We start from the raw sequence: 25,366 nt of genomic DNA on the forward strand, positions 1-25,366 counted from the left end.
ATGATTTAAAATGATTATTTTATTTGTTAATTATAATTAATGACTAGATTTTAAATAATTAAAAAATAAATTGTATTTTTGTAAATTACATTTAAAAAACAAAAGTATAAATAAAGGATTACTTGAAGTTACCAAGGGTTTGGTGGGTTTCTGTTTATATTTTATTCAAACTAAATACTTTAAAAATATACATAAAACCATAAGGTGAAATAATCATGAATAAAGTCTATAAACTGGTGTGGAATGCTTCAATAGGTGTTTGGGTCGCGGTCTCAGAGCTAGCTAAATCCAAAGTAAAATCAAAGACAATTAAAGTTTCAGCTGCTGTCATACTGGTCAATTTTACAGTGGGGATGGGGACAAGCTATGCTGATGACGTGATTCAAGGAAGTAATATACAAGTCGTTACAGATAATAGTGATCCACTGAATATAAAGCATACGATCTCTACATCGGATAATGTTGTATTTAAGAATGTCACCGTGGGTTCGGTGGTGGTTGATAGTACAAGCAATAAAATCTCTGGATTGAGTGATGGGGTAAATAATAATGATGCTGCAACTTTTGGGCAGCTGAAAACGGTTGATGATAAAGTCAGTCAAAATAGTTCAGATATTTCATCATTAAATTCGAGTGTTTCAAAAAACACAGGGGATATCTCTACATTAAACTCGAATGTTTCAAAAAATACGGGTGATATTTCTTCGCTAAATAATCGGGTTACGGTCAATGAGGGAGATATTGCAAACTTACAATCATCGGTCGGTGGAATATCAAATCAGACGTGGAAAATTCAAGCAAATGGTGATGCTGCAAGCTCGGTAAAAGCCTCAGACACGGTTCAGTTTTTAGATGGTACAAATATCGCCATTACCCGATCAGGAAATAATCTGACTGTTGCTACAAAGCCAGAAGTTAGTTTTGACAAAGTTACAGTCGATGGCGTTGTGATCGATAATGGTCAAATTACAGTGACTAAAAATGCCACTGTAGGTTCTGGATCGAAGGAGGTCGTGACTGGTGATCAACTGTATAAAGTTGAGCAAGATCTGTTAAATGCTGGGATTGAACGTGCTAAATACTTTCATGCAACTTCAGTTTTAGATGATTCTGTCGCTGATGGAACAGACTCAGTGGCGGTGGGACCAAAAGCTGTTACCAATAGTGCTGCAACAGATGCAGTAGCGATTGGCAATAATGCTGTTGTTGGAACAGCAACGGTTGGTGGTACACCTGCTACCGATGGTATTGAGTCAATTGCGATTGGCAAAGATACCAAAGCATTAGGCAATAAAAATACAGTGATTGGGCAAGCGGCAACAACTGATACGAAGGAAATTACCAGTTCAATTGCGATTGGTGATGGAGCAAAAATTAGTGGCACTAACACTAAAAATGCCATAGCTGTAGGTTCTAACTCTATTGCCAGTGCCGAAAATGCGAGTGCATTCGGTACAAGTGCGGAAGCTTCTGCATCGAATGCCACAGCGGTTGGTAAAGGGGCGAAAGCAGCATCTGGTTCAGCCACGGCTTTGGGCGATAGTGCAATTGCGAGTGGTGCAAATTCAACTGCACTTGGTTCAGGTGCACAAGCGAATAGTACCAGTGCAATTTCTTTAGGTGCAAATGCGGGTGTGGGTACAGTCAATAATGCAGGAAATAGTAATCAAAACCATATTGCAATTGGTACCAGTGCAGGACAAAACATCAAAGGCAATGAAAATATTGCCATTGGTTTAGAAGCATCCAATGGGACTTCAGGCAATTATAATATTGCGATTGGTTCGAAGTCGGGGCAAGCTTCCACGGGTGAAGAAAATGTCAGTATTGGTTATTTATCCAATCAAAATGCTAAAGAAACTGACCATACTACAGCGATCGGTGGGCGCTCAATCTCTGGTCAAGCTGCTGTTGCTGTCGGTTATTTAGCGAGTGCTGACAATCAAGGTGCAGTTGCGATTGGAGCTGCTTCAAAAGTAGAAGGTATTGATGATGGTTCAGGCACAGGAACCAAGAAAAATGCAGATAATGGTGTTGCTGTCGGGATTAATGCGTGGTCTAAAGACAACAGTATTGCATTGGGTTCTAACTCAGTCGCTTCAAAAGATTTAGCGGAAACACAAACAGGCTATTTGACCTCATCTAAAACCAGTAATCAAGGTGTCATCTCAGTTGGTTCGGATGGGTCAGGAGGGGTGGCTGCATTTAACCGCCGAATTGCTCATGTGGATGATGGTGCGGATGGTTATGATGCAGTTAACGTCAGACAGTTAAAAATTGCTCAAGAAAAAGTAGGTAATTTAATTGGTGGTGATGTCAGTGTAGACAACAACGGCAATTATTCACAAATCACACTGAAAGATAATAATGGCAAGGAATATAAATACAACACCGTGGTTGACGCTTTAGGCGCAATCTCAAGTGGTGCGGTGCTTCCAAGCGTCGACAATGCTGTGACTTATACAGATGCAACCTCTAAGCAAATTAATCTAAGACCAAATACGGTAATTAGTGGTTTGGCACCAGGTAAAGTGGGTACAGATGCGGTGAATCTGGCTCAAATGCAAGAAGCCGTTGAGGCAAGCCGAGTTAAATATATCAGTGTTAAATCTGAGGCGATTGGTAACAAAAATAATGAAGGTGCTTCTGGGGTCGATGCGGTTGCAATTGGGCCTGAAGCCATTGCCCAGAATAAAAACAGTACCGCCATTGGTTCGCAGGTCTATGCGCTTGGTGATAATGCGACCACGATTGGTTCAACAGGAACGATTGCATATGATGCAGCAGGTGTTGCGATCGGCCAGCATGCAATTAGCCGTGGTGAGAACAGTATTGTGATTGGTAAAGATGCGAAATCTGAACCACAAACCAGCAATGATAAAGTAAATGATGCGATTGCTGTAGGTACCAATGCATTGGTGACCAACAATAAAGGAATTGCGATTGGTAAAGAAACGATTGCTCGCGGGGAGGAAAGTATTGCGCAAGGTTATGATGCTCGGGCTAGTGCAGATCGTGCGCTTGCTGTTGGGGTCAGCAGTCGTTCCTCAAGTACAGATGCACTGGCTTTGGGTACGCAAGCATCGGCATCTGGAACCAATGCTTTAGCGACAGGTAAACAAGCCAATGCAAATGCCCGTGACTCAATTGCAACTGGGACTCAAGCCACAAGCTATGCGACTAATGCGATTGCATTAGGAAATAATGCCATCTCAGGGAAAGCCAATCCGACCAAAGATGAAATTGATAATAATCTCAATTCAAATACCATCGCTATTGGTACAGATAGTTTTGCCAAGATCCAAAGTGCGATTGCTTTAGGAAATACAGCTCGAGCAACTGAAGAAAATACTATTGCAGTAGGTAAAAACAGTAAGGTAGAAGCAAAAGATGCGATTGCAATTGGTCTCGATGCTCAGACGATTGGAGCGAATGGGGTTGCTTTAGGTAAACAAGCAAAAGCAGATGGGGAAAATGCGCTTGCCCAAGGTGTTTCGGCCAAGGCACTAAATACCAATGCAATTGCACAAGGGAATAATGCCCAAGCGATTGCGGATAATGCAACTGCAATTGGTGCAAATGCTTTGGCGACAGGTAGTGCAGCAATTTCACAAGGTTTCAATGCCAAAGCGTTAAATACCAATACCATTGCTCAAGGGACCAATGCACAAGCAACAGCCGAAGGTGCGACTGCCATAGGTGCAAATACAGTTGTTAATCATAATAATGCGGTTGCCCTTGGTAATGGTTCGCAATCTGCCGATTATGTACAAACAACCAGTACGGTAATTAATGGCAAGACCTATAATTTTGCTGGTACACCTACCAATTCTTCAAGTGTAAGTGTGGGCAGTGCAGGGAATGAACGTACCATCGTCAATGTCGCTGCAGGTCGAATCAGTTCCACCAGTACGGATGCGATTAATGGTAGTCAGTTGCATCAAACCAATACTGCAATTGAAGATTTAGCTAATACAGCACTGACCTTTCAAGTAGATAGCGGTACCAATGTACAGCGTAAACTTGGAGAAACACTAAATGTCGTTGGTGGCGTAACAGATGCGAGCAAATTGACAGATAACAATATTGGCGTTATTGCCGATGGAAATAATAAGCTCACGGTTAAATTAGCCAAAGATGTAAAAGTCGATAGCGTCAACGCAGCAGGCACATTGATCAATAGTAATGGTCTTAGCTTTGTCGATGGTAGCGGGAATGCGATCGCAAACAGCCCAAGTATTAGCAAGAATGGAATTAGTGCAGGAAATCAAAAGATCACCAATGTCGCCAAAGGTGATGTAAATGCGACATCAACCGATGCGGTGAATGGCAGCCAGTTGAATGAAGTCCAGCAAATTGCCAATAAGGGTTGGAATCTCACTACCAATAACAATGCGGCAAGTAAGAGCAATGTTGCACCTGACGGCACTGTAGATATTTCCAATGCAGACAGCAACCTTGTGATCAGCAACCAAGGTAATAATGTAGATATCCGTCTCGCCAATCAAGTTACGATTGGATCAGGCACAGGCAGCAACCCTGTAACAGTGAATGGTGTAACAGGTCGAATCAATGGTTTGACCAATACCACATGGGATCCAAATACCACCTATAACAGTAAACAGGCTGCGACCGAGGAACAGTTAAAGTCAGTCAGTGATGTTGCACAGAATGCCAACAAGGGCTGGAATGTAAGATCAGACAGTAACTTAGCCGCAACGCAAGTGAAGCCAACGGATACGGTAGATATTGGTTTGGCGACAGGTGAAAGCAATCTTAAATCGACTGCGGTGAATGATGGTAAAGGTACCACCACGATTGATTTTAGCTTAAGCCGAGACCTGAATATTGATACGGTCACTGCGGGTACTGGAACAAATAAAACGGTGTTGAGTCAGACGGGCGTGAATATTGAAAATGGAACGACTCAAACGCAGCTTGAAGCAGGTAAAGTGGTTGTTAAAAACACAGCGAATACCCTGACTTTAGATGCAGGTAAAGGCACGCTTGAGGGTCTAAGCAATAAAGATATCAGCAGTGCCGACTTTGCCACTCAAGGTCGTGCAGCGACGGAAGAGCAATTGAAACAAATCCAGACGGGTTTGACGGATAGTGGCTTTGGTTTAACTGCGGCAGATGGTAATTCAGTACAGAAGAAACTGGGACAAACGGTCGATGTGGTGGGAGCCGACAGCAATATCACTACGAAGGTGGATCAAGGTAAGCTTGCCATAGAGTTATCCAAAGACTTGGCAGTGAATAGCGTCAACGCAGCTGGCACATTAATTAATAGCAATGGTCTCAGCTTTGTAGATGGCAGTGGTAATGCAATCGCAAATAGCCCAAGTATCAGCAAGAATGGAATTAGTGCAGGCAATCAAAAGATCACCAATGTGGCCAAAGGTGATGTAAATGCGACATCAACCGATGCGGTGAATGGCAGCCAGTTGAATGAAGTCCAGCAAATTGCCAATAAGGGTTGGAATCTCACCACCAATAACAATGCGGCAAGTAAGAGCAATGTTGCACCTGACGGCACTGTAGATATTTCCAATGCAGACAGCAACCTTGTGATCAGCAATCAAGGTAATAATGTAGATATCCGTCTCGCCAATCAGGTCACGATTGGATCAGGCACAGGCAGCAACCCTGTAACAGTGAATGGTGTAACAGGTCGAATCAATGGCTTGACCAATACCACATGGGATCCGAACGCAAGCTATAACAATAAACAGGCTGCGACCGAGGAACAATTAAAATCAGTGAGTGATGTTGCACAGAATGCGAATAAGGGCTGGAATGTAAAATCAGACAGTAACCTAGCCGCAACGCAAGTGAAGCCAACAGATACGGTCGATATTGGTTTGGCGACAGGTGAAAGCAATCTTAAATCGACTGCGGTGAATGATGGTAAAGGTACCACCACGATTGACTTTAGTTTAAGTAAAGATCTGAAAGTCGACAGCGTTAACGCAGCGGGCACATTAATCAATAGCAATGGTCTTAGCTTTGTCGATGGTAGCGGGAATGCGATCGCAAACAGCCCAAGTATTAGCAAGAATGGAATCAGTGCGGGCAATCAAAAGATCACCAATGTTGCCAAAGGTGATGTAAATGCGACGTCGACTGATGCGGTGAATGGTAGTCAGTTGAATGAAGTCCAGCAAATTGCCAATAAGGGTTGGAATCTCACCACCAATAACAATGCGGCAAGCAAGAGTAATGTTGCACCTGACGGCACTGTAGATATTTCCAATGCAGACAGCAACCTTGTGATCAGCAATCAAGGTAATAATGTAGATATCCGTCTCGCCAATCAAGTTACGATTGGATCAGGCACAGGCAGCAACCCTGTAACGGTGAATGGTGTAACAGGTCGAATCAATGGTTTGACCAACACCACATGGGATCCGAACGCGACTTATAACAGTAAACAGGCTGCGACAGAGGAACAGTTAAAATCAGTCAGTGATGTTGCACAGAATGCGAATAAGGGCTGGAATGTAAAATCAGACAGTAACCTAGCCGCAACGCAAGTGAAGCCAACGGATACGGTAGATATTGGCTTAGCCACAGGTGAAAGCAATCTTAAATCGACTGCGGTGAATGATGGTAAAGGCACGACTACGATTGATTTTAGTTTAAGCCGAGACCTGAATATTGATACGGTCACTGCGGGTACTGGAGCAAATAAAACCGTGTTGCGCCAGGCGGGCGTGAATATTGAAAATGGAACGACTCAAACGCAGCTTGAAGCAGGTAAAGTGGTTGTTAAAAACACAGCGAATACTCTGACTTTAGATGCAGGCAAAGGCACACTTGAAGGTCTAAGCAATAAAGATATCAGTAGTGCCGACTTTGCAACCCAAGGTCGTGCAGCGACAGAAGAGCAATTGAAACAAATCCAGACGGGTTTGACAGATAGTGGCTTTGGTTTAACTGCGGCAGATGGTAATTCAGTACAGAAGAAACTGGGACAAACGGTGGATGTAGTTGGTGCCGACAGCAACATCACCACGAAGGTGGATCAAGGTAAGCTTGCCATAGAGTTATCCAAAGACTTGGCAGTGAATAGCGTTAACGCAGCAGGCACATTGATCAATAGTAATGGTCTTAGCTTTGTCGATGGCAGTGGTAATACGATCGCAAACAGCCCAAGTATCAGCAAGAATGGAATCAGTGCAGGCAATCAAAAGATCACCAATGTGGCCAAAGGTGATGTAAATGCGACTTCAACTGAGGCAGTGAATGGTAGTCAATTATTTGCAGTTGGTGATGGAGTGAAAAACATCATTGGTGGCACAACGACTTATGATCCAAATACAGGCACATTTATCAATAACAATATTGGGAACACTGGTGAAAGTACTATCCATGATGCGATTAAATCAGTCAACAATACTGTGCAAACAGTGAGTAAAGGTTGGAACTTAACCACCAATGGGCAAAACTCAAGCCAAGTAAAACCAACAGATACCGTTGATTTTGCAAATAAAGATGGAAATATCAAAGTCAATAATACGGGGAATAACGTCACAGTTGATTTGGCGAAAGATATTAAAGTCGATAGTGTCCAAGCTGGAAATAGCACGCTTAATAATAATGGTCTAACCATTAAAGATGGGCCAAGTGTCACTCAGAACGGAATTGATGCAGGGAATAAAAAAATCACCAACGTTGCAGAGGGTAGTATTGCTAAAAACAGTAAAGATGCTGTGAATGGTAGTCAATTGCATGACATGTTGGGGGATGGGGCTTTTGTTGGTGGTGATGGAAATACCATTACTAATATTGGCGGGACAGGTGCGACCAATATCAATGATGCGATTAGTTCAATTAACCAAAAAGCGGGACAGCATTCTACAGTCGTTGCAGGTCAGAATATGACGGTCACACAAACTACAAATAGTTCAGGTGGTAAAGAGTTCAAAGTTGCAACAAATGATGATGTCACTTTTAAAACAGTCACTACTCAGAAAGTAACTGCGGATAATGTAACAGTAGGTGATGTTCAGATTACTAAAGCAGGGATTAATGCGGGCAACAAAGTCATTAGCAATGTTGCAGATGGAGCAGTCAATAGCACCTCAAAAGAAGCAGTGAATGGCTCGCAATTGAATACATCGAACCAATATATTACCAAATCACTTGGTGGTGGTGCGAAGTATGAAAATGGCAAATTTACTGAACCAACCTACAATGTAAATAATGGTTCTTATAACAACGTGGGAGATGCGCTAGGTGCATTGAATCAAGCTAACATTAACATAGGGAATCAAATTAATAACTTGGGTGATCGAATAGAGCAGGTTTTCTATGAAACCAACGGTCGTATCGATAATTTAGAAGAGAAAATGTCAGCGGGTATCGCTGCAAATGCGGCATTAGAACAAGCCCCATATGTAGCTGGTAAAGTCACCTTAGCCGTTGGTGCTGGTTATTATAATAATCAGAATGCTGTTGGTGTGACCTTAAGAAAAACAGCAGATAATGGTCGTTGGTCACTCACTAGTGGTGCTGCGCTTGGCAGTCAAGGTGGGGCATTGGTTCGTGTTGGCGTAAGCACCGTGCTTGATTAAAATAATGAAAAAAGGGAGAGCTGGGCTCTCCCAACATAAATTTATAATAATTTGGAGCAAGAAATGAAAAAAAATACATTATTGATGATCAGTATATTGGCGATAGGATTTTCTTCATTCTATTCACAAGCCGATGATATGAAACAGGTTCAGCAGGGTGAAGTTACTTTTCCTAATGTAGATAAAAGCTATCTAAAGCAAGTGAAGCGCTATGAATATGACAGCGTTGCTCGTTTAGATACAGGTTTAACCAAAGATCAAATCCGTCATTTATTGGGAAATCCACAATTTAGTGAAGGGATTTTTGCGGTTAAAACATGGAATTATGTACTTGATATCCGTATTCCCAAAACACAAAAATATCAACGTTGTCAGCTAAGAGTTGATTTTGATAAACAATATATTGCGGAAAAACTTTTCTGGAAAGGAGAAGCATGTGAAGGTTTGATTGCGTGGGGAGAGAATAATCAATTACCTGAAAAACCTGTCGTTGCTCCAGTATCTGCAACGAAGGCAGCCAGTATATTCTTTGCTTTTGATCGCTTTGATGAAACTGCAATTGAGATGGGTACAACCTCGATTGCGGAGATTGCTCAAAGAATAAAAGCAGAAAGTTCAAATACACCGATTATTGTCGCAGGCTTTACCGATCCTTTGGGTAAGTTCGCCTACAACTATCGTTTATCTTCGCAACGTGCCAATACAGTTGCGAAGTTATTGGTTGCTCAAGGTATTGATGGAAATCGTATTCAAATACAGGCCAATAGCAAAACCGATGTATATCAGCAATGTACAGGTGATCAGCATAATCAACAATTGATCGGCTGTCTTGCACCCAATCGACGTGTCAATGTGAGTTGGTAATCATGGGTCTGATTAAAGCAATCAGCTCGACTCCTGTTTACACACAGAGACACAAAACATAATGATCGTTAAAAACTTTAATGTTCATTTAAGCAAGGGTGGTTAATTTAAAGATACGGACATAAGCTGTAGCAGCAATACACCTTTCGCCACATTTCCAGATGTGGCTTTTTTTTGTCTGATTAAATGATTTGGCGTAAATCGCGAGCTGTTTCTTGTAGCAAAGGTAAAATATGGGCAATTAAATAATCCTTGGTGGTACGCATGGTTGGAGACACGATATTTAAGGCCGCAACAACGGCTGCATTGGAATCATAAATCGGTACAGCCACAGCATGCACCCCTAATTCATGTTCTTCGCAGGAATAACACCAATCTTGTTCTTTAATTTCATGCAGTAATTCTAAAAATAGATCAGTTTCGGTATGGGTATATTTGGTTAGACGTTTTAACGGGTATTTTTCTAACCATCGCTTTTGTTGTTCAGGTGTTAAATGTGCCAGCAGAATTTTGCCAGCAGAGGTGGCATGGGCAGGGAGTCGATTACCTAAATGTAAGCCATAAGGATTGACCCGATCGGTCTGTTGGTGAGCTGCACTACGGGCAATGGTAATCGCTTCATAACCATCTAAAACCATCACCGAATAAATCAACGAGGTTTGATTGGTTAAAAGATTTAATAAAGGCTGACATATTTTTGGAAGTGTGGAACCATCCAGATAAGCCCCAGAAAATTTAAGAATCTTGGGTGATAGATAATAATAATGCCCATCAAAATCTAAATAGCCTAAGTATTCTAAAGTGAGTAAATGGCGTCGCGCAGCCGCGCGGGTCATGCCCGTTTTTTCAGCGGCGGTACTCATATTTAAGCGATGTCGTTCAGGGCCGAAGCATTCCAAAATTGCTAAGCCTTTCGCGATTCCTGCAATAAAATCTTCATGCCGAATGGTCTTTTTATTTTCGTTATGATGAATCAAACGCGGATTCTTTTCCTGATCATTTTCCATAATTTAGACATCCTTGCTAAAACAGTTCCTTTATAAAAACATTCTAAGCGAAAGATGACTATTTTACTTGGAAAATGTTCGATGATCGAACTTATAAAATAATCATCGAACAAAATGCACTTCAAAGCCTAGAAGTGAGCGCAGAATTTATCAAGAATGAATAGAAGAAATCCGAACAAAGCACTCGACTTAATTTCATCGGTTTTCAGGATGAAAATACGAGTGATGCATCGTACAGGAAGTAGTCAGATGATTGATAAAAGTACCCTCACATTGACTGAGGCACTGTCACAGATCAAGGATGGCGCAACCATCATGATTGGTGGCTTTGGCACCGCAGGACAACCCGCTGAACTGATTGACGGATTGATCGAACTTGGCATCAAAGACCTTATCATTGTCAATAATAATGCCGGTAATGGTGATTATGGTTTGGCCAAACTGCTTAAAACAGGTGCGGTACGTAAAATCATCTGTTCCTTCCCCCGTCAGTCTGACTCATGGGTGTTCGATGAACTGTATCGTGCTGGCAAGATCGAACTGGAACTGGTGCCACAAGGTAATCTAGCGTGCCGTATTCAAGCTGCAGGTATGGGCTTAGGTGCTGTATTTACCCCAACTGGCTTTGGTACTTTATTGGCAGAAGGCAAGGAAACCCGTCATATCGAGGGTAAAGATTACGTGCTTGAATATCCGATCAAAGCCGACTTTGCCTTGATCAAAGCTCATCAAGGCGATCGTTGGGGCAATCTGGTTTATAACAAATCTGCACGTAATTTTGGCCCAATCATGTCCATGGCTGCGGATGTCACTATTGCTCAAGTTTCTGAACTGGTCGAACTGGGTCAGCTTGATCCTGAACACATTATTACCCCTGGGATTTTTGTACAGCATGTGGTCGCTGTCGATGCAGCCAATGGCATAGGAGCAGAGCAATGAGCTATCAAAAACTAAGCCGTGACCAAATTGCTGAACGTGTCGCACAAGATATTCCCGATGGTGCTTATGTCAATTTAGGCATTGGCCTACCAACCAAGATTTCCAATTATCTTCCTGCCGATAAAGATGTGTTCTTACATTCTGAAAATGGCTTGCTGGCATTCGGTCCACCGCCTGCCAAAGGTGAAGAAGATCCTGAACTGATCAATGCCGGTAAAGAGTATGTGACCATGCTGACGGGTGGCAGCTTTTTCCATCATGGTGATTCCTTTGCCATGATGCGTGGCGGGCATTTGGATATTGCAGTGCTTGGTGCCTTTCAAGTGGCAGCCAATGGTGATCTGGCCAATTGGCATACCGGTGCAGCAGATGCGATTCCTGCGGTGGGTGGTGCAATGGATTTGGCGGTAGGTGCCAAGAAAGTATTTATCACCACCGATCACAATACCAAGCAAGGTGAACCCAAGATTGTTGAAACGCTTTCATATCCAGCAACAGGGTTGAAATGTGTCGATCGTATTTATACCGACTTATGTGTGATTGATGTGACCACAGAAGGTTTAAAAGTGATTGAGAAAGTGGATGGTCTGAGCTTTGATGAGTTACAGGCATTGACGGGTGCGAAACTGATTGATGCGACGCAAGGATAATGAATCCCTCCCAACCTCCCTTTAAGAAAGGGAGGAGTCCCCCTCTTTATAAAGAGGGGTTAGGGGAGATTTTTAAGGATAAAAATTAACAAAAATCCTTTGTTACTCAGACACAACCTCCCTGTTGTGCTGAGTAACGAGGCGGCATCCATGCCGCTGCCGCGAAATATCGACGGAGAATGGCTGAAAGGCCCGAAGTAAAGGACAAGATTTAAAATGAAAAACGCTTATATCATCGATGCCATCCGTACCCCATTCGGTCGCTATGCCGGTGGTCTTGCACCTATACGTGCTGATGACCTGGGAGCCATTCCGATTCAGGCCTTGATGCAACGTAATCCTAGCGTGGATTGGCAACAAGTCGATGATCTGATCTATGGCTGTGCCAATCAGGCAGGTGAAGACAATCGCAATGTTGGACGTATGTCAGCACTATTGGCAGGTTTACCTTATCAAGTGCCTGCTACCACAGTGAACCGTTTATGTGGTTCATCACTGGATGCGATTGCCATGGCGGCACGTGCGATTAAAGCCAATGAAGCTGATTTGATTATTGCAGGCGGGGTCGAAAGCATGAGCCGTGCGCCCTATGTGATGGGCAAATCCGACAGTGCCTTTGGCCGTAGTCAAAAGATTGAAGACACCACCATGGGCTGGCGTTTTATCAATCCAAAACTCAAAGAGCTGCATGGTGTAGATACCATGCCACAAACGGCTGAAAACGTGGCGGAACAATTCAATATTAACCGTGCCGATCAAGACCAATTTGCGCTTAACAGCCAACAACGTACTGCAACCGCGCAAGTCAATGGCTTCTTCGCCAACGAAATTACTCCTGTGACGATTCCACAGCGTAAGGGTGATGCGATTGTGGTGGATACCGATGAGCATCCACGTGCTTCAACCACATTGGAAGCGTTGACTAAACTCAAAGGTGTGGTGAAAGCCGAAGGTACCGTCACAGCAGGTAATGCCTCTGGGATTAATGATGGTGCAGCAGCGTTGCTGATCGCTTCTGATGGAGCGGTAGAAAAATACCAGCTCAAGCCACGTGCCAAAATCATTGCCGCGACTACCGTTGGGGTTGAGCCACGGATTATGGGTTTTGCGCCTGCACCTGCAATCAAGAAATTACTGAAACAGGCCAATCTCACGCTAGAACAAATGGACGTGATTGAACTGAATGAAGCTTTTGCGGCACAGGCTTTAGCCGTGACCCGTGATTTAGGCTTAAGTGATGACGATGCACGAATTAACCCGAATGGTGGTGCAATTGCCTTGGGTCATCCTTTAGGTGCTTCAGGTGCGCGTATAGTCACCACCGCATTGAATCAGCTTGAACAGATCAAAGGTCAATATGCCTTGTGTTCGATGTGTATTGGTGTTGGTCAAGGCATTGCACTGATTATTGAACGTGTTGAGTGAGGTCTGCTATGAGCCAGTTATACGCCAGCTTATTTTACCAGCCTGAAGTCACTGCCATTTTTAGTGATCAAGCTTTATTGAGTTATATGATTCAAGCCGAAGTGGATTTAGCCAAAGCTCAGGCACAGGTTAATGTGATTCCTAGCTCTGCCGCAAGCATCATTGAACAGGTGGGTCAAAATGCTGTAGCACAAATCAATATGGATGCATTGGCTACAGCAGCTGGACTGGCAGGTAATGTGGCGATTCCATTAGTAAAACAATTCACCGCTTTGGTGAAACAGCATGATGAAGACGCTTCACGCTATGTGCATTGGGGTGCGACCAGTCAAGACATCATTGATACAGCAACGATTTTGCAGTGTCGTGATGCTTTGGCTTTGATCGAACAGCAATTACAGCAAGCGTATCAAATCTCCTTAAAGCAAGCTCAGCAATATCGCCATCAAGTCATGATTGGACGGACGTGGTTACAACAAGCTTTGCCGATTACTTTGGGACATAAGTTTGCACGTTGGGCGGCAGCTTTGAAGCGTGATCTTGATCGCTTACAGGCAATGAAAACTCGCGTATTGACTGCACAACTCGGTGGTGCAGTAGGTTCACTGGCATCTTTACAAGATCAAGGTTCGGCGGTGGTCGAAGCTTTTGCAGCACAACTCAAGTTAACAGCACCTGAGTGTACATGGCATGGTGAACGAGACCGTATGGTTGAAATTGCCAGTACCCTTGCTTTGGTTGTTGGCAATGTTGGCAAGATGGCAAAAGACTGGTCATTACTGATGCAAACCGAAATCGCAGAAGTTTTTGAACCAGCAGCAAAAGGGCGTGGTGGTTCATCGACCATGCCGCATAAGCGTAATCCTGTGGCAGCAGCTTCAATTCTTGCAGCAGCCAATCGTGTACCTGCCTTAATGGCGAGCGTCTATCAAAGTATGGTGCAAGAGCATGAACGTGCTTTGGGCGCTTGGCATGCAGAATGGCTGGCAATCCCAGAAATTTTTCAGTTATGTGCAGGTGCTTTAGAACGTAGTTGCGATGTGCTTGAGCACATGCAAGTCAATTCAGACGCGATGCGACGTAATCTTGAATGTACACAGGGTTTAATCATGGCAGAAGCTGTGATGATGGCACTTGCGCCCAAGATTGGTCGTTTAGATGCACACCATTTGGTTGAGCAAGCATGTCAGCAAGCAGTTACTCAACAGCAGCATTTAAAAACTATCTTGTCAGCGATGCATGAAGTTAGCACTCATTTTAATGATCAGGCATTGGATGAATTGTTCATGCCAGCATCTTACCTTGGCAATATTCAAGCCCAAATTGATGCTGTGCTACACGCAGCACAAGGAGAGTAAGCACATGATCACGCATATCAATAATCGTCAAGGACATCCACTTGCAGTTCAAGTGCAAGGGCTAAAAGATGCGCCAGTCATCATGTTCTCCAACTCTTTGGGAACCGATCATGGCATGTGGCAGGCACAAGTTGCAGCTTTGGCTGATCATTATCAAATTATTAGCTATGACACACGTGGGCATGGTGCAAGCGCAGTCATTGCCAATAGCACCCTGCAAAATCTGGCAGAAGATGTGGTTGATATCCTAGATGCCTTAGCCATTGAAAAAGTTCATTTCTGTGGCATTTCAATGGGCGGGATTACCGCATTGGCTTTAGCGATCTATCATGCCGAACGTTTTAACAGTATTAGCGTGGCGAACTCAGCTGCAAAAATTGGTACTGCCGAAGCGTGGAATACCCGTGCAGAGAGTGTTGAACAAAACGGTTTGGCTGACATTGTAAAGACCACGCATACACGTTGGTTTAGTGAACATTTTGATTATGCGCATGATGTTTTAGCGCAAAAGACCATTCAAAGTCTTGCAGTGACACCTGCACAAGGTTATGCCAATGCATGTCGTGCTTTAGCTGATGCAGATGTTCGAGATCAACTGCATCAAATTCAGATTCCAACGTTAATTATTGCAGGGCAGTACGATCCTGTCACAACGGTTCAAGATGCAGAGTTTATGCATCAACTCATTACAACCAGTCAGCTTGAAATCTTGGCAGCGTCGCATCTATCCAATATTGAACAACCACAAGTATTCAATCAGACATTGTCCAAGTTTATTCAAAACATATAACCATAAGGGTTAGAAAGGAATTCGCCTACAAGGAGGCAACTATGGCACAGGAATTTGCTGCCCAAAAAAACAGTATGGATGCACAGGCACTGATTAATGAGGCACCTGTAAGCAAGTATCAATGGATGATCGCAATTATTTGTTTTCTCATTGTATTTGTCGATGGAATCGATACTGCAGCAATGGGTTTTATTGCACCTGCTTTGGCTCAGGATTGGGGCATTGATCGCTCACAACTCGGGCCAGTAATGAGTGCTGCACTCGGTGGCATGATCATTGGAGCATTGGTTTCAGGACCAACAGCAGATCGGTTTGGACGAAAAATTGTTTTAACCATCTCCATGTTGATTTTTGGTGGTTTTACCTTGGCTTCGGCTTATGCGCCAGACTTAAATAGTTTGGTGGTATTGCGCTTTTTAACGGGTATTGGTTTAGGCGCAGCGATGCCGAATGCGACCACCTTGTTTTCAGAATACTGTCCGCAACGGAGTCGCTCTTTACTGGTGACTTGTATGTTCTGTGGTTACAACTTAGGTATGGCTACTGGTGGTTTTATCAGCAGTTGGCTTATTCCGACTTATGGTTGGCATAGTCTGTTTTTGTTGGGTGGATGGACACCATTAATTCTGATGGTGTTGGTAATTTTTTTATTACCTGAGTCTTATCGCTTCCTGATCGTGAAAGGTCAAGACCCTGCAAAAGTCCGCAAAATTTTAAGTCATATTGCACCTGAAAAAGTTCAAACAGTCGAGCATTTCCATATTCCAGAAGAACAGTCTGCTGTTGCAGAAAAGAAAAATGTGTTTGGCATGCTGTTCTCCAAACAATATGCCAAAGGCACGGTTTTATTGTGGTCGACCTATTTTATGGGTTTGGTGGTGATTTATTTGCTGACCAGTTGGTTACCAACCTTGATGCGTGAAACGGGCGCAACCATGGAGCGTGCCGCATTTATCGGTGGATTGTTCCAATTCGGTGGCGTACTCAGTGCCTTGTTCATTGGTTGGGCAATGGATCGCTTTAATCCAAATCGCATTATTTCGGGCTTCTATTTTATTGCAGGTTTATTTGCTGTTGCTGTTGGGCAAAGCCTGAGCAATCCAACTCTATTGGCCGTGTTGGTGCTTTGTGCAGGGATTGCCATTAATGGTGCGCAATCGTCTATGCCAGCCTTAAGTGCGCGCTTCTATCCAACCCAATGTCGTGCAACTGGTATTGCATGGATGACAGGAATTGGTCGTTTTGGTGCCGTGTTTGGTGCATGGATTGGTGCCGTGTTATTGGGCAATGACTGGTCATTTACCGCAATTCTCAGTTTATTGATGATTCCTGCTACGGCAGCGGCCATCGCAATTTTTGTTAAATCGCTAGTTGCTCATACCGATGCAACCTAAGGCTCATATTTTCAAGATGAGGAGCAACGTTCATGAATGATGAACAACGTTATCAACAAGGACTGAAAGTCCGTACCGAAGTGTTGGGTGAAAAACATGTCGGCCGCTCTTTAGCGAACCTCAATGATTTCAATCAGGATTTCCAGAACTTTATTAGTCGTTTTGCTTGGGGCGAAGTGTGGTCACGTGAAGGCTTGCCACGTCATACCCGTAGTTTGGTCACCATTGCCATCTTATTGGCGTTGGGGCGAGAAGATGAACTCAGAATGCATTTGCGTGCTTGCTTCAACAATGGTGTCACCAAGGACGAGCTGAAAGAACTGATTTTGCATAGTTCTTTATATGCAGGTTTGCCAGCAGCTAATGCAGCCATGCATATGGCCGAAGAAGTTTTTAAAGAACTTGGCATTGACGTGCAGCCCGTTGCAGCACAACCACAGGATTAAGGAGACAGGCATGTTAAAGCATACATTAGGTGCATACCCACAACGTAATACCGATGATCATCCACCAGCATATACACCCGGTTATAAGACCAGTGTATTACGCTCGCCAAAGAATGCATTGATCTCAATTAATGAAACCTTGACTGAAGTCACTTCACCACATTTTTCACCGAGTATTTTTGGTCCTAAAGACAATGACTTGATCCTGAACTATGCCAAAGAAGGTCTACCTGTGGGCGAACGTATCATTGTGCATGGTTATGTGCGTGATCAGTTCGGCCGTCCTGTGAAAAATGCCTTATTGGAAGTGTGGCAGGCCAATGCATCAGGTCGTTATCGTCACCCAAATGACAAATTTATTGGTGCGATGGATCCTAACTTTGGTGGTTGTGGCCGTACCTTAACCGATGAAAATGGTTTCTTTATTTTCCGTACCATTAAACCAGGTCCATACCCGTGGCGTAACCGAATTAATGAATGGCGCCCAGCACATATTCATTTTTCCTTGATCGCAGATGGTTGGGCACAGCGTCTGATTTCGCAGTTCTATTTTGAAGGCGATACCTTGATTGATACTTGCCCGATTTTAAAAACCATTCCATCTGAAGATCAGCGTCGTGCCTTGATCGCATTGGAAGATAAAAACAATTTCATTGAAGCAGATAGCCGTTGTTATCGCTTTGATATTCATCTTCGTGGTCGTCGTGCGACTTATTTTGAAAATGATTTGACTTAAGGGAGTCATACGATGAATGCATGGAATTTTCAGGAATTAAAGGAAACCCCATCACAAACGGGTGGCCCTTATGTTCATATCGGTTTACTACCACAACAAGCCAATATCGAAGTATTTGAGCATAACTTTGATAACCAGTTAGTCAATGAGCAAACGCAAGGACAACGTATTCGTCTCGAAGGTCAAGTATTTGATGGTCTTGGTTTGCCATTAAGAGATGTATTGCTGGAAATCTGGCAGGCGGATGCCAATGGGGTTTATCCAAGTCAGGCAGACACCCAAGGTAAAACTGCCGATCCACATTTTCTGGGCTGGGGCCGTACAGGTGCCAATTTTGAAACAGGCTTCTGGAGTTTTAATACGGTAAAACCAGGCGCTGTTGCAGGCCGTAAAGGTTCAATTCAGGCACCGCATATCGCAGTCGCAGTGTTTGCCCGCGGTATCAATATTGGTTTGCATACGCGTATTTATTTTGAAGATGAAGTGGATGCCAATGCCAATGATCCTGTTTTAAACAGCATTGAATGGGCGGTACGTCGCCAGACTTTAATCGCCAAACGCAGTGAAGTGGATGGTGAAGTGGTTTATCGCTTTGATATCCGTATTCAGGGTGATGATGAAACAGTGTTCTTTGATATTTAAATATATTAAAGAAACGTATGTAGAAATTAGCTATTTGGGAATGTCATCTGCAACCTGAGCGAAGATAAACAAAGCAACGCTTTGTCTGAGCGCAAGACGAGTAGCTATGCTACGAATGTGGTATCAGAAGTGAACTTTACGGGATGACAATGCTTTTGCCCTTACGAAGCTTCAAGCGCTTCTCAGGGCGAAACCAAAGTAAGTCCAGCTGAAAGCTTATCCGAAAATTGGATGAGAACCTAGCAAGACGCCGCAGTGTAACAACACAATAATTTCGACTAAGGAAAATATTCATGGATATGAAAACATTGGCAGCGTTAATGCTGCTGGTCAGCCCTTTATTTACGGTTCAAATGACCCAAGCTCAAGTGAATTTGTCAAATTCAGTTGAATTAGCTGAACTGGCAAAGTTGCCTGTGAAAACTATTGTACCAATCACAGCCAAAACCAAAGAACAGGCAATTGCTCAGGCAAAAGTGATTGCAGCGAATGCCGATGCAGATCTCGCGGAGTTTCGGATTGATTTACTGAGCTTTGCCAGTGATAGCAAGCAAGTGATTGCCTTGGGACATGAATTAAAACAGATTCTAGGTACTAAGCCGATGATTGCCACCATTCGTACTCATAACGAAGGTGGGCAATTGACCATTAGCGATGCAAATTATGGCAAGACCTATCAAGCGTATTTACAGCAGCCATTTATGGACATGCTCGATGTGGAAATGTTCCGTGATCAGCACATTGTGAAGAATACCGTCAAATTGGCACATGCGAAAAAAGTGCTGATTGTGATGTCGAATCATGATTTTCAAAAAACACCATCTGAGGCCGAAATCATCAAGCGCTTACTTAAACAGGATGAGTTAGGCGCCGATATTCTTAAAATTGCAGTGATGCCGCAAAGCAAACAGGATGTATTCACCTTAATGAATGCGACTTTAAAAGTGAGTCAGCAATCTAAAAAGCCATTACTCACCATGTCGATGGGGAAACTCGGGACGATTTCTCGAATTGCCACAGCAAATATGGGTGGCAGCTTTAGTTTTGGCATGATTGGTGAAGCATCAGCGCCAGGGCAGATTGATGTAACTCAACTAAAACAGTTTTTAAAAACGGTTCAACCAACACAATAATTTAAAAAGGATTTTTTAAACATGAAATCAATTTATATACGTTTAAGTACTTTAGCCATCGCTATGGCAGTTTCGGGTTGGGCAGCAGCAGAAACTTATATCGTAGATCGTTATCAAGATGATACGGATAAAGGCACTTTACGTTGGGCAATTGAGCAAGCCAATCGCAAACCAACTGAGGCCAGTGAGATTCTGATTCAGGCGGTAGGAAAAGCACCTTATGCCATTAAGGTCAACAGTCCATTACCTGAGATCAAAGCGTCTGTAAAAATCATTGGGACGCAATGGGCGAAGACAGGTGAATTTATCGCGGTCGATGGCTCAAATTATATTAAAGGTACAGGAGTCGAAGCCTGCCCAGGTGCAGTCGAAGGACAATTTGGGACCAATGTGCGGACTACGACTTTGCCGGGCATCGTATTACGCGATATCAATGGGGTCACCATCCAAGGCTTGGAAATTCGTCATTTCTGTATTGGTATTTTGATGAACCGTGCCAGCAATAACTTGATTCAAAACAACCGTATTATGCATAACTACGGTGGTGCAGGGGTGATGTTGACGGGTGATGATGGTAAGGGTAATCCAACAGCGACCACCACCAATAACAACAAAGTATTGAACAACTATTTTCAGGACAATGGTGACGGGCTTGAACTAACTCGTGGTGCAGCATTTAACTTGGTCGCCAATAACCATTTTATTTCAACGGCAGCAAATCCTGAACCTTCACAAGGGATTGAAATCTTGTGGGGCAATGACAATGCGGTCGTCGGCAATAAATTTGAAAACTATTCAGATGGCTTACAGATCAACTGGGGCAAGCGTAACTACATTGCCTATAACGAACTGACCAATAACTCCAATGGTTTTAACCTGACGGGTGATGGCAACATTTTTGACAGCAATAAAGTACATGGTAATCGGGTGGGGATTGCGATCCGTTCTGAAAAAGATGCCAATGCCCACATTACCCTGACCAAAAACTTAATTTGGAATAACGGCAAAGACATTAAACGTTGTGAGGCAGGTGGAAGTTGCGTACCGAATCAACGCGTCGGCGCGATTATCTTTGATATTCTAGGATTAGAGCATGCACATTTTGTAGGTTCACGTGGTCATGGCGTCAAAATTGATCCTGCAAACTTGCAAAAAACCTGCAACAAACCAGATGAGCAAGGCTGTAATGCACAACCGAACCAGAATATTCAGGCACCAAAATTAAGTGTGTCCAAAGGACAAATTACCGCTGAGGTCAAAGCGCAACCGAATCAGCGTTATCAGGTCGAGTTTTTTGGCAACACATCGGCAAATTCAAATGAGGCCGAGTTTTATTTAGGTTCAGCGGTTGCCGCAACCAATGCACAAGGAACCGCAGCGCTGACTTGGAAATCAACAACCCAAGTGGCTTCAGTGACAGCAACGATCACTGACCGTGTAGGTGCAACATCTGAACTCAGTTCAGCTGTAAAACTGAAATAAACGGCAAGGAGGCCGAATATGAAGTCGAATGCATTATTGCTCAAAATGAGCTGTCTGGCAGTGGCTGTATGTGCTGCTCAATCCAGTTTTGCTGATCAGCCATGGTCACAGGATCGCCAATGGTTACTGGATGATTGGAATGGCCAGCGTCAGCAACTGGAAAAAGAAGGCTATAAATTTACGGCCTCGATCATGAGTCAAGCTGCGACAAATCTGGATGGTGGTTATAACGATGACAATACTTTTAAAAATGCAGCGCAATTGTCGCTCGGTGCCAATTTTGATTTAGAGAAAATTGCAGGCTGGAAAGATACCAGTGCCAGCCTTTTAATCACTAAACGTGATGGTAATGCCTTAACTTTGGATCGAATTAAAGATCCTCGTTCTAGTGCACTCGGCAATTCACAGGAAATCTATGGTCGCGGCAAAATCTGGCGTTTGAGTCAGGCATGGGTGAAAAAGGGCTTTGTTGATAACACGGTACAGTTCAAGATTGGCCGTATGGGCATGTCAGAAGATTTTAATGGCTCGCAATGTGAATTCCAGAATTTATTATTGTGTGGTGGACAGCTTGGGAAGTCGATTGGTTCAATCTGGTACAACTTACCTGTTGGATTATGGGGTGCCAATGTTAAGTATCAATTCGCACCTGAATGGACTTTAGGTGTCGGTGTCTACGAAGTCAATCCAGACAATATTAAAACTGATCGCAATCGTGATGGTTTTAATCTGGATATGGATCATGTCAAAGGCGCAACCATTCCAGTTGAATTAGCATGGCGACCAAAACTTGCTGCCTTCAATAGCTTGTCTGGTGAATATAAAGTCGGGGCACTCTATTCGACAGCCGAAGCCAATGATATTGCGACAGTAGGCAAAGTACATGATGGCAAACATAGTTTTTGGTTGAATGCACAACAACAACTCAGCCAAAAAGGCGACGATCCAAAACGTGGTTTGTACGTCAGTTTCAATGCCGTAGTTAATGATAAAGCGACCACGGCAGTCAACAGTACCCAGCAACTGGCACTTTGGTACAAAGGGCCTTTTGATCGTCGTCCAAATGATTCAATTGGTTTTGGTATTGCCAATTATCTGGTCAATGATCGCTATAAAGATCGTCAAATTACACTGAATGAAACTCGCGGTTATCAGCAATACGATGCGCTTGCTACAGATTATGTACCCGTCCAGCGTGATGAACTCAATATCGAATTGAACTATAGCTATCAGTGGTCACCTGCGGTGATGTTAAGACCTAACCTGCAATATATCCATCAACCTGCGGGTGTTAAAGAAGTGGATGATGCATGGGTTGCAGGCCTGAGCATGCGCGTGAATTTCTAATACTGGAGGATGAGCGATGACTGAATCTTCAAGCTCACATACCATACTCAAAATATGGTGCTTTATTTTAGCGTTGGTTTTATTGCTTACAGGTCTGTTTTTTACAGTCGGTGGCTTTCAACTCGCAGCGCTGGGTGGATCATGGTATTTCATGATCTCAGGTGTACTTACGCTCATCTCAGCTGTTTTTATTTTTAAGAAAAAAGCATTGGGTGTCTGGTTATTCAGTCTGGTTTTTGCAGGAACGATCTTCTGGTCATTGATTGATGCAGGTTGGGAGTTCTGGCCTTTATTTTCAAGACTGATGTTCCCAGCAGGCTTATTTGCCGCGCTGATGTTTACTTTACCTGCCATCCGTCGTTATCAATATCAACCGAGTGCAGATTTACCTGCTTATGGTTTGGGAATATTGACGGTTATTGGCATGGTAATCGGTTTTTATCAAATGTTTCAGCCGCATCCAACGGTTGCGGCCTCTGGGCAGGTCTTGCCTTTGATTCCTGTAAAAACCGATATGAAGCAGAGCAACTGGCAGCATTATGGTCAGGATGCAGGTGGAAGTCGTTTTGCTGCATTGGATCAGATCACACGGGACAATGTACATCAATTAAAAGAGGTTTGGCGTTTCCGTACGGGTGATTTCACCACAGGTTCGGGAAATGGTGCAGAAGATCAAATGACACCATTACAAGTAGGCAATAAGATTTTCCTATGTACCCCGCATAACAATATTTTTGCGTTGGAAGCGGATTCAGGTAAACAACTTTGGAAAGCGGAAGTCAACTCCAAGTCGGATGCTTGGGAGCGTTGTCGAGGAGTTGCTTATTTTGATTCTACCCAAACCTTGGTTCAGCCAACTTTGGCTGGAGCAACTCCTGTCAAAGCGGTGGAAAACAACACCTCATGTCTGCGCCGTGTTTATACCAATACACCTGATGGTCGCTTAATTGCCGTTAATGCAGATACAGGTGAACGTTGTAAAGACTTTGGTGTGGAAGGTACGGTTGACCTATTGAAAGGCTTAGGTGAGGGCACAACCGCACCACGTTTTGAGGTAACTTCTGCGCCAACCATTGCGGGTACGGTAATTGTGGTGGGTAGTCGTATCGCGGATAACTTTGCCGCAGATATGCCGGGTGGGGTGATTCGTGCATACGATGTCATTACAGGTGAATTACGTTGGGCCTTTGATCCACGCAATCCAGATCCAAACTATGTGTTGAAGGATGGAGAAACCTATAAACGTAGTTCAGCAAACTCTTGGGCAGCCATGTCTTATGATCCACAAATGAACACGGTATTCTTGCCAATGGGCAGCTCATCTGTCGATGTCTGGGGCGGTAATCGTCAACCTTTAGACCATAAATATAATTCTTCTGTTCTGGCTTTAGATGCAACCACAGGTAAGGAAAAGTGGGTTTATCAGACAGTTCATAATGATTTATGGGATTTTGATTTACCAATGCAGCCCAGCTTGATAGATTTCCCTATGCAAGATGGCAGCAATAAACCTGCTGTAGTGATTGGTACCAAATCTGGTCAGTTCTTTGTATTGGATCGTGTAACGGGTCAACCACTGACTAAAGTGATTGAACAGCCCGTTAAACCTGCCGATATTAAAGGTGAGCAATACAGCCCAACCCAACCACGTTCGGTGGAAATGCCACAGATTGGCAATCAAACCTTAACTGAGTCGGATATGTGGGGCGCAACGCCATTTGACCAGTTGATGTGCCGTATCAACTTCAAATCAATGCGTTATGAAGGCTTGTTTACTGCACCGGGCACTGATAAATCCTTAAGTTTTCCAGGTTCTTTGGGCGGCATGAACTGGGGTAGTATCGCCTTTGATCCAAGTCATCAATATATGTTCGTCAATGATATGCGTTTAGGACTGTGGATTCAGTTGATTGAACAAACGCCAGAAGACTTGGCTGTTCAAGCCAATGGCGGAGAGAAAGTCAATACAGGAATGGGTGCAGTACCAATGAAGGGCACACCTTATAAAGTCAACAAAGATCGCTTCTGGTCGAAGTTGAATATCCCATGCCAAAAACCACCCTATGGCACCATGACCGCAATTGATATGAAAACCCGCCAAATTGCATGGCAGGTGCCAATGGGAACCGTGCAAGATACTGGTCCAATGGGTATCAAAATGGGGCTTAAAGCACCGATTGGAATGCCAACCATTGGTGGACCAATGGCAACACAAGGTGGGGTGGTATTCTTTGCTGCAACTCAGGATTATTACTTGCGTGCATTGGATTCATCTTCGGGTAAGGAACTGTGGAAAGCGCGTTTACCAGTAGGTAGTCAAGCGACGCCGATCAGCTATGTGTCTCCAAAAAATGGCAAGCAGTATGTGCTGATTACCGCGGGCGGTGCACGTCAATCGCCTGATCATGGTGACTATGTAATTGCGTATAGCTTGAACTAAGTTCTTTTAAATTTTTAAGATGAAAAACGGTGATCCTCGTGGTTGCCGTTTTTTATTTCAATCTGAGTCTTATAGCTTATTGATGATGTTTGTGGTTTAAGCACAAGAATTGGCATATTCATTGCTTAATTTAT

16 protein-coding genes are annotated in these 25,366 nt (G+C 43.6%); 15 read left to right on the forward strand and 1 reads right to left on the reverse strand.

From position 1 onward, the window contains the following. Nucleotides 1-215 precede the first annotated feature (215 nt). Together NDN11_RS06765 and tpgA are read left to right on the forward strand one after the other, a co-directional pair. Complete coding sequence (locus NDN11_RS06765; protein ID WP_251119301.1) at nt 216-8,579, forward strand: ESPR-type extended signal peptide-containing protein; 8,364 nt, start codon at nt 216-218, stop codon at nt 8,577-8,579. Between the two features lie 63 nt (nt 8,580-8,642). After that, a complete protein-coding gene (tpgA, locus tag NDN11_RS06770) occupies nt 8,643-9,443 on the forward strand; it encodes a trimeric autotransporter adhesin/peptidogylcan-associated protein TpgA (RefSeq protein ID WP_251111168.1) in 801 nt (266 codons plus the stop codon). 182 nt (nt 9,444-9,625) lie between these two features. Here the strand turns inward: tpgA and pcaU are convergent, their stop codons facing one another. Continuing rightward, nucleotides 9,626-10,450, reverse strand: coding sequence for an IclR family transcriptional regulator PcaU (pcaU, locus tag NDN11_RS06775; RefSeq protein WP_005312897.1), 825 nt, complete (start codon nt 10,448-10,450; stop codon nt 9,626-9,628). Between the two features lie 249 nt (nt 10,451-10,699). Here pcaU and NDN11_RS06780 point away from each other — a divergent pair, with 249 nt between their 5' ends. The 13 genes from NDN11_RS06780 to NDN11_RS06840 all read left to right on the forward strand — a co-directional run bounded on the left by NDN11_RS06780 (nt 10,700) and on the right by NDN11_RS06840 (nt 25,232). Beyond that, the gene (locus NDN11_RS06780) at nt 10,700-11,389 is read left to right on the forward strand and encodes a 3-oxoacid CoA-transferase subunit A (protein WP_251111503.1); all 690 of its coding nucleotides are present in this window, start codon (nt 10,700-10,702) and stop codon (nt 11,387-11,389) included. Further along, a complete protein-coding gene (locus NDN11_RS06785; protein ID WP_251111169.1) occupies nt 11,386-12,039 on the forward strand; it encodes a 3-oxoacid CoA-transferase subunit B in 654 nt (217 codons plus the stop codon). The genes NDN11_RS06780 and NDN11_RS06785 overlap by 4 nt, the downstream gene beginning before the upstream one ends. Before the next feature lie 216 nt (nt 12,040-12,255). Next, nucleotides 12,256-13,464, forward strand: coding sequence for a 3-oxoadipyl-CoA thiolase (pcaF, locus tag NDN11_RS06790; protein ID WP_251111170.1), 1,209 nt, complete (start codon nt 12,256-12,258; stop codon nt 13,462-13,464). A gap of 8 nt (nt 13,465-13,472) precedes the next feature. Then, entirely contained in the window at nt 13,473-14,822 is a 1,350-nt protein-coding gene (gene pcaB / locus NDN11_RS06795) for a 3-carboxy-cis,cis-muconate cycloisomerase (RefSeq protein WP_251111171.1), read from the forward strand. A 4-nt stretch (nt 14,823-14,826) separates the two neighbouring features. Beyond that, the gene (gene pcaD / locus NDN11_RS06800) at nt 14,827-15,612 is read left to right on the forward strand and encodes a 3-oxoadipate enol-lactonase (protein WP_251111172.1); all 786 of its coding nucleotides are present in this window, start codon (nt 14,827-14,829) and stop codon (nt 15,610-15,612) included. 41 nt (nt 15,613-15,653) lie between these two features. Then, nucleotides 15,654-17,006 carry a 4-hydroxybenzoate transporter PcaK gene (gene pcaK, locus NDN11_RS06805; protein WP_065342297.1) on the forward strand — a complete coding sequence of 451 codons (1,353 nt, stop codon included), beginning with the start codon at nt 15,654-15,656 and terminating at the stop codon, nt 17,004-17,006. A 32-nt stretch (nt 17,007-17,038) separates the two neighbouring features. After that, complete coding sequence (gene pcaC, locus NDN11_RS06810) at nt 17,039-17,452, forward strand: 4-carboxymuconolactone decarboxylase (protein ID WP_004772813.1); 414 nt, start codon at nt 17,039-17,041, stop codon at nt 17,450-17,452. Between the two features lie 10 nt (nt 17,453-17,462). Further along, nucleotides 17,463-18,188, forward strand: coding sequence for a protocatechuate 3,4-dioxygenase subunit beta (gene pcaH / locus NDN11_RS06815; RefSeq protein ID WP_171552481.1), 726 nt, complete (start codon nt 17,463-17,465; stop codon nt 18,186-18,188). A 12-nt stretch (nt 18,189-18,200) separates the two neighbouring features. After that, on the forward strand, nt 18,201-18,830 hold the full coding sequence (gene pcaG, locus NDN11_RS06820) for a protocatechuate 3,4-dioxygenase subunit alpha (RefSeq protein WP_251111173.1): 630 nt from the start codon (nt 18,201-18,203) through the stop codon (nt 18,828-18,830). A 293-nt stretch (nt 18,831-19,123) separates the two neighbouring features. After that, on the forward strand, nt 19,124-19,963 hold the full coding sequence (aroD, locus tag NDN11_RS06825) for a type I 3-dehydroquinate dehydratase (RefSeq protein ID WP_251111174.1): 840 nt from the start codon (nt 19,124-19,126) through the stop codon (nt 19,961-19,963). Nucleotides 19,964-19,984: 21 nt separating this feature from the next. Further along, on the forward strand, nt 19,985-21,445 hold the full coding sequence (locus tag NDN11_RS06830) for a right-handed parallel beta-helix repeat-containing protein (RefSeq protein WP_251111175.1): 1,461 nt from the start codon (nt 19,985-19,987) through the stop codon (nt 21,443-21,445). Between the two features lie 18 nt (nt 21,446-21,463). After that, complete coding sequence (locus NDN11_RS06835) at nt 21,464-22,792, forward strand: carbohydrate porin (RefSeq protein ID WP_251111176.1); 1,329 nt, start codon at nt 21,464-21,466, stop codon at nt 22,790-22,792. Nucleotides 22,793-22,808: 16 nt separating this feature from the next. Next, a complete protein-coding gene (locus NDN11_RS06840) occupies nt 22,809-25,232 on the forward strand; it encodes a glucose/quinate/shikimate family membrane-bound PQQ-dependent dehydrogenase (RefSeq protein ID WP_251111177.1) in 2,424 nt (807 codons plus the stop codon). Nucleotides 25,233-25,366 lie beyond the last annotated feature (134 nt).

The organism is Acinetobacter sp. C26M (assembly GCF_023702675.1).
In the GTDB taxonomy this organism is placed as follows: Bacteria; Pseudomonadota; Gammaproteobacteria; order Pseudomonadales; family Moraxellaceae; genus Acinetobacter.